This window comes from Deinococcota bacterium, from assembly GCA_030858465.1.
Classification (GTDB): domain Bacteria; phylum Deinococcota; class Deinococci; order Deinococcales; family Trueperaceae; genus JALZLY01.
In genome coordinates, this window is record JALZLY010000202.1 from 1 (window position 1) to 4,509 (window position 4,509).

Annotated in this window: 4 protein-coding genes and 1 pseudogene; 2 read left to right on the forward strand and 3 right to left on the reverse strand. The window is 62.5% G+C overall.

What is annotated here, in order from left to right:
• On the reverse strand, positions 1-343 hold a 343-nt coding region (locus M3498_10270), incomplete at its 3' end, for an IS4 family transposase (GenBank protein ID MDQ3459667.1).
• A 98-nt stretch (positions 344-441) separates the two neighbouring features.
• On the opposite strand from M3498_10270, the pseudogene M3498_10275 reads away from it, so the two are divergent.
• A pseudogene (locus tag M3498_10275) lies at positions 442-828 on the forward strand (DNA polymerase IV).
• A gap of 7 nt (positions 829-835) precedes the next feature.
• Here M3498_10275 and M3498_10280 read toward each other — a convergent pair.
• Positions 836-1,195, reverse strand: coding sequence for a hypothetical protein (locus M3498_10280; GenBank protein ID MDQ3459668.1), 360 nt, complete (start codon positions 1,193-1,195; stop codon positions 836-838).
• Positions 1,196-1,376: 181 nt separating this feature from the next.
• Between M3498_10280 and M3498_10285 the strand changes: the two genes are divergently transcribed.
• On the forward strand, positions 1,377-2,018 hold the full coding sequence (locus M3498_10285; protein MDQ3459669.1) for a DUF624 domain-containing protein: 642 nt from the start codon (positions 1,377-1,379) through the stop codon (positions 2,016-2,018).
• Positions 2,019-2,031: 13 nt separating this feature from the next.
• On the opposite strand, the gene M3498_10290 is transcribed toward M3498_10285, so the two are convergent.
• The coding region (locus M3498_10290) for an alpha-mannosidase (protein ID MDQ3459670.1) at positions 2,032-4,509 on the reverse strand (2,478 nt) is incomplete at its 5' end.

The following is a 4,509-nucleotide window of genomic DNA, read 5'->3' on the forward strand; positions in this document are numbered from 1 at the left end:
TGGAGCTGTAGAATAGGTCAAGCCCAAACGTCTTCTTGCCGCTCTTGGGAACATAGGATGCGTCTATCACTGCTGCCAGTCGCCTGTTCGTCCCAAGTTGCCGTAGGGTACAGGCTTGGTTGAACGCGTCGAAGTTGAAGCTGTGTCGAAACTGCCGCCTGTAAGTCTTCTCGTTCAACGCGCTGTAGCGCCCGAGGTTGCTAAACGTGACCTTGCTGGGCAGCAACAGCATGGTCGTAAAGAGAGTCGTCAAAAACGACTTTTGCCAGTGTCTCACCTCTGGTAGGTGGGTGAGGACGTCGGTTATGATTGCTTTCAAGCCGTCGCTGATGGGTTTGTTCATACCTCTATCTATCAGCTGACGGCCCTCTTGTCACCCCCAGCTGAACTGTCCGGAGTATTGCTTAAGCAATGCTCAAGCTACAAGTTTTACCGTGGATAATGAGGTTGATGCGCAAGATCGTCCACGTTGACCTCGACGCCTTCTACAGCGCCACCGAACAGCGCGACAACCCCAGCTTACGCGGCCAGCCCGTCGCGGTGGGCCACGATGGGGAACGCGGGGTGGTGATGACCGCCAGTTACGAAGCACGCAAGTACGGCGTGAGGAGTGCCATGTCCTCGCGCTTAGCAAAGCAAAAATGCCCTGGGCTGCTGTTCATCAAGCCCCGCCCGGACGTGTACAGAAGCGTCTCGAGAGAAATCCGGGAAGTGTTCTCGGCCTTCACGGACTTGGTAGAGCCCTTGTCGCTGGATGAAGCCTACCTTGACGTGACGGTGCCGAAGCGCGGTCCCGGTAGCGGCACGCTGATTGCCAAGATGATCAAGGCGGACATCAATGCCTAAGCTCGGCCTCGTAGCTCGCCCATATCTCATCATCGCTCAGCTGCTCCAGCACATGCGCCAACCGTGCGATGTGGCCATCCCTACTCTCAACCTCCCTGCCTAAGCACCCGCCCAGCGTCTCATGGCGCTCTCCTACCCACGCTTCCAACTGGTTCATGCGGTGATCCCCTTCGGAAACGATGAACGCCAGCCACACCATCATCACCTCGCCGATGCTCAAGCCCTGGCGGTTGCCGTGGCGTTCAACCTGCTCATCCAGCGTCTCGGCAACCTTCATCTTCTCTAGCTGCGCAAGCAGCACAGGAATGTCGTCTACCCGTTCTGTTCGTACCTTCAGGTCATGTTCCATGCCTTGAGTGTAAAATCTGAAAAGCGTCAAGGCAAATCGTTGAACGAAGAGTTTCGTGTTCAGCTTCTCAGACGGCTTATCCCTCAGTAAGATGCGTCAGCCCTGTCATTTCACTCGCTCCGCCGGGGAAAGACAGGGCGGCTGGGTAGAATCGAGTCCTGAGACACAGGCGAGGTGGCCGATGACCGAACATTCCCCTTCTCCTTTCAAGATCTTTGCTGGGGCCTTTGACCTGTGGTGGCGCAATTGGGTCGTCCTGGCGGCGATCAACGTCGTGTGGGCGCTCTGCTGTTTGAGCGTCGCCCTGGGCCCTCCGGCGACCTTGGCGGCCTACGACGTGGCCAACAGTTTGGCGCGTGGCGAGGACGCCGGCATGAGGGACTTTTGGCAGGCGGGCCAAGAGCACTTTCTGCTGGGCTGGAAGTGGTTCTTGTCCAACGTCATCGTCGCCCTCCTGATCGCCTCGAGCCTGCACTTCTACGCTGGGCTCGGCACCCTCTGGAGCACCTGGCTGTGGGCGCTCACGCTCTCGCTGGGCGCACTCTGGCTGACGGTGCAGTTCTACGCGCTGCCCTACCTGCTCGAGCAGCGCGAGAAACGCCTCCTGCACGCCTATCGCAACGCCCTCTTCACAGTGCTGGCCAGCCCCCTCTACACCCTCGTCCTGTTGGGGATGACCTTGCTGATCGCCGCCCTCAGCGTGATGCTCGTGGCCCTGCTCTTCCTGGGCGGCCCTTGCCTGATCGCGGTCCTCGCCTCCGCGGCGGTGCAGGACCGGCTGAGGGCCTACGGAGTGCTGGGGGGCCAGCAAGACGGCCTCTAGCGGGAAGGCTTCCTTACGCCAGCCAGATCTTGAAGGTCTTGATCTCATAGGGGTAAATCGCGAAGCTCAGCCTATCGTCCTCGAAGAGAACCGGCTCATCCCCCTCCTCGACCACCTCCTCAACAAGGTTGCAGCGAGAGGCCCGAAGAACCTTTCGGCCGAAGCGAAGGGTGACCCGGTCGCTCCGGTACTGCTTGCTCTCATAGACGCGAACGATCCAGGCGTCGCCCTCTTCGGCGCGCTTGATGGTCTCGAGAATGACGTGCTCGGCGCTCACCTCGGCGAAGCTGAAGTGGCCCGGCAACCCGCCCTCGGTCGTTCCCGGCGCGGCAAGGGCGGCGCGCAGCGGGACATTGAGGGCGTAGGCTTCTTGCACCACCTCGCCTTCCCGCCAGGTCCCGGCGTGAGGCAGGAGGCTGTAGGTAAAGACGTGTTCGCCCTTGTCCGCCCGTGCGTCCGGCCGGACGGCCGACTTGATCAGGGTCAGGCGCATGACGCTGTTTCTGATGTCGTGGCCGTACTTACAGTCGTTGAGGAGCGCCACGCCGTAGTTGCCTTCGGAGAGGTCCGCCCACTTGTGCCCCACCACCTCGAAGCGCGCCCAGTCCCAGGAGGTGTTCCAGTGGGTGGGGCGCTCCAGGTTGCCGAACTGGATGTCGTAAGTCGCCCTGGTAGCGCGGACATTCACGGGAAACGCCACTTTCAGCAGGAGCTGCGCCTCCTGCCAGTTGACCTCGCTGCGAAAGTCGATCCGCCTCGAGTGCGCGTAGAGGCTGAGCTGCTGGGTGATGGTCGAGTCGTAGAAGCGCCACGTCAGCCGCAGCGTTGCCCGGAGCGGCCCCTCCTCTTCGACCTCGGCGTGAGCAAGCTCGGTCACCTCCCGCACCTTCTCCTGATAAAAAGGATCGATGTCCCAGGCGTCGAAGGCCAGCGGCTTGTCCTGGAAGACCTGAAAGACGTTGCCACGAGCGCCAGGGGCGAGCACCTCGCGGCCGTGCTCCTTGTCGAACAGCGAGCGGATCTGCCCGCGCTCGCTCAATTCGAGTCGGTAGAAGGCGTTCTCGAGGTGGCGGGAGGAGACGGTGAGAGGACTAGGAGTGAGAAGACTGGGGACTGAGGACTGTTCGCGAGGCTCCACGAAGTGAGGGCCGAGAGGATAGGCCCGGTAGCCCAGCGAGGGGACACCCTGGACGTGGACGAGCAGCGTCTTCTGCCCGCCCTCCTGGGCGACCTGGCTGGGCATCTTGGCAGCGAGCGCCTCGGTCCAGGGCAGCTCGACTAAGCCGTCGCGCGGCCAGGAGAGCGCGTTGAAGACCACCAGGCTCTCCCGCTCGAGCCCGAGCCTCCCCAAGACGGTATCCTGCGCCACTTGCAGGGCCTTCCTCCCGATGACCTCGATCCGCGCGTAGTCCGCAGCGCTGTCCTCGTAGACCTCCCGGATGGAGGAGCCCGGCAGGACGTCGTGGAACTGGTTGTAGAGGATGAGCTCCCAGCCCTCGCGGAGGTCGGGGTAGTCCGCGCCGCCGAGGACCGCGGCCAGCGCCGCGAGCCACTCGGCCTCATGGTAGAGGACTTCGGCCTTGCGGTTGGCGCGCTTGACCTGCGCCTGCGAGGTGTAGGTACCGCGGTGGTACTCGAGGTAGAGCTCGCCGTCCCAGACGGGCACGTCCTTGTCCTCAAGGCGCTCGTTCAGACGCTTGAAGTACGGCTCGACGTGGCCCAGTTCCACCTTGGGAAAGCCCGGCAGGTCCTTCATGACGCCTACGGTCTCGAGCATCTCCCGGGTGGGCCCGCCGCCGCCATCACCCCAGCCGTAGGCCAGGAGCAACTCGTCATTGAGGTCCTTTTGCCGGTAGTTGTCCCAGATGCCTTTGATGTCCCAGGGTAGAAACTCGCCGTTGTAGGTGTAGTGCCCCGAGCCGCGCTCGGGCGTGGTGATGAAGTGCGTGAGGATCTCGCTGCCGTCGAGGCCGCGCCAGCGGAAGGTGTCGTGGGGAAAGCGATTGAACTGGTTCCAGGAGATCTTGGTGGTCATGAAAGAGTCGATGCCGCTGCCCTTCAGGATCTGCGGCAGGGCCCAGGAGTAACCGAAGACATCGGGCAGCCACAGTACCTTCGTTTCCACACCGAAGGTCTCGCGCATATAGCGCTTGCCGTAGAGAAGCTGCCGGATGAGCGACTCGCCCGAGGGCAGGTTGATGTCCGGCTCGACCCACATCCCGCCGGTCACCTCCCACGCCCCCGAAGCGATCTTCTCCCCCACCCGCGCGAACAGCTCCGGGTAGTCCTCAGACAGGAACTTGTAGAGCTGCGGGCTCGAGTGCATGAAGTGGTAGTCGGGATACTGCCGCATGAGGTGGAGGACGGTGCTGAAGGTGCGCGCGGCCTTTTCGCGGCTGTGCGCGAGCCGCCACAGCCAGGCCAGGTCTATATGCGAGTGGCCGACGCCTTTGATGGTGGGCTTGCCGCGCTCGAGCCCGCGCAGGTCCTC